The sequence below is a fragment of the Pseudomonas sp. NPDC087817 genome (genome assembly GCF_044742875.1).
GTDB lineage: Bacteria > Pseudomonadota > Gammaproteobacteria > Pseudomonadales > Pseudomonadaceae > Aquipseudomonas.
The window spans coordinates 1-2242 of sequence record NZ_JBIUVJ010000162.1 but is presented as its reverse complement, the minus strand read 5'-3'; the positions used below and the strand labels follow the sequence as shown (position 1 = coordinate 2242).

General features: G+C 54.5%; 3 protein-coding genes. 2 read left to right on the top strand and 1 reads right to left on the bottom strand.

Features of this window, described 5'->3' with window-relative positions:
• Positions 1-287, top strand: a 287-nt coding sequence (locus tag ACIONG_RS30365; protein WP_401304707.1) for a peptidoglycan DD-metalloendopeptidase family protein, incomplete at its 5' end; no start/stop codon positions are given.
• A 106-nt stretch (positions 288-393) separates the two neighbouring features.
• Positions 394-1404: an RNA polymerase sigma factor RpoS gene (gene rpoS / locus ACIONG_RS30360; protein WP_401304705.1), complete on the top strand. Its 1011-nt coding sequence runs from the start codon at positions 394-396 to the stop codon at positions 1402-1404.
• Between the two features lie 596 nt (positions 1405-2000).
• Here rpoS and ACIONG_RS30355 read toward each other — a convergent pair.
• Positions 2001-2242, bottom strand: a 242-nt coding sequence (locus tag ACIONG_RS30355; RefSeq protein WP_401304703.1) for a ferredoxin family protein, incomplete at its 5' end; no start/stop codon positions are given.

Here is a 2242-nt window from a genome sequence, read left to right as displayed (position 1 = left end):
CGGGGGATTTGGTACTGCCTGTTTTAGCTGCGTCTGTTGGGTCGGTGGTATACGCCGGGAGTGGCTTAAGGGGCTACGGCGAATTAGTCATCATCAAACACAGCGAAACCTACGTCAGTGCTTACGGTCACAACCGTCGGCTGTTGGTTCGGGAGGGACAGCAGGTCAAGGTCGGACAGACAATTGCCGAAATGGGGTCAACGGGTACAGACCGGGTGAAACTGCATTTTGAGATTCGCCGCCAAGGTAAACCTGTAGATCCGCTGCAGTTCCTGCCAAGACGTTGATTTGTAAGCCAGCCTGTTCCGTCTCGTAGAGGGGACAGGCTCCAGCGCTGCCAAGGATAAAGGCGTCGCTTGAGCTTGGGGTCGAACTCACCAAAGGACTATAACAATGGCTCTCAGTAAAGAAGTGCCGGAGTTTGACATCGACGATGAGGTTCTCCTTATGGAGGCCGGCATCGATTCGGAATCTTCGATGTCGAATGATGAAGGGGCTGCTCCACCTTCCGTTCGTTCCAAATCCAAACACTCCGCTTCACTTAAACAACATAAGTACATCGACTACACGCGTGCACTTGATGCCACGCAGTTGTATCTCAACGAAATCGGCTTTTCCCCACTGCTCTCCCCGGAGGAAGAAGTTCATTTTGCGCGTTTGTCGCAAAGTGGCGATCCCGCCGGACGCAAGCGCATGATTGAAAGTAACCTGCGGCTGGTGGTCAAAATCGCCCGGCGTTACGTCAATCGGGGGCTGTCGCTGCTGGATCTGATTGAAGAGGGCAACCTCGGCTTGATCCGTGCGGTGGAAAAGTTCGATCCCGAGCGCGGCTTCCGCTTCTCGACCTACGCAACCTGGTGGATTCGTCAGACCATCGAGCGTGCAATCATGAATCAGACCCGGACCATCCGGTTGCCGATCCATGTGGTCAAGGAGCTCAACGTGTACCTGCGGGCTGCACGGGAGCTGACGCAAAAGCACGACCACGAACCTTCACCCGAAGAAATCGCCAACCTGCTGGAAAAACCGGTAGGCGAGGTCAAGCGCATGCTGGGCCTGAATGAACGGGTTTCTTCGGTCGACGTCTCGCTGGGTCCGGATTCGGATAAAACCCTGCTGGACACCCTGACGGATGATCGTCCTACCGATCCATGCGAACTGCTGCAGGACGACGATTTGTCGCAGAGCATCGATCAATGGCTGTCCGAATTGACCGACAAGCAGCGTGAGGTGGTGATACGCCGCTTCGGCCTGCGCGGTCACGAGAGCAGCACGCTGGAAGATGTAGGCCTGGAGATCGGCCTGACCCGGGAACGGGTAAGACAGATCCAGGTGGAAGGCCTCAAGCGCCTACGGGAAATTCTCGAGAAGAATGGCCTGTCGAGCGAGTCGCTGTTTCAGTAGGCGCCTCCAACGCCCGCAAAAGCCCCGACTGGTTCGGGGCTTTTTGTTGCTCGCGATTTAGTGGCTCAACGATACCCCTGTGGCGAGGAAGCTTGCTCCCGCTGGGCTGCGCAGCAGCCCCAAACGCACTCAAGCGGGAGCAAGCTCCCTCGCCACACGTTTAGTGCTCGACTTTCGGTCGGTGTCAGTACCTTTGTAGTCTCGAGATGTAAGCCTTTACTTACTCTTTCGTAAGTGTTCGTTATTTTTACAATGCGGTAGACGTCCATTCGCCACTTCCATCATATTTAACTTATTGATTTACTTATTTATTTTCTAATATGAAGTGCTTATGACAGCGCCTCAAAGCGTATTCGGCCCGTTGCTCCTGGCGGGGAACTCTTTAGTATCAGGGCTGTGTCGACGGACAGACACGCCCTTCAAGGATGAGGGGAATGGACATCGCAGGACGCGATTCATCAGGACGATGAAAAGGAACACAGGGAATAGGGAAAAAATGTGGGCGGGTCAAACCGCCCCTTTTTTTGTCTGTAGAAAAGCAAAATGCAGAAAACAAAAAAGGCCCCGAAGGGCCTTTTTATCGAGCGCGCAACAAATCAGCGTTCGAGGTCTTTGATCTTGCCTTTGACGCCATCCCACTCTTCAGCGTCCGGCAGCGATTCTTTCTTCTCGGTGATGTTTGGCCAGATCTCGGCCAACTCCACGTTCAGTTGAATGAACTCCTGCATCTCTTCCGGAACTTCGTCCTCGGAGAAAATGGCCACGGCCGGGCATTCCGGCTCGCACAGGGCGCAGTCGATGCACTCATCCGGGTGAATCACCAGGAAGTTCGGGCCTT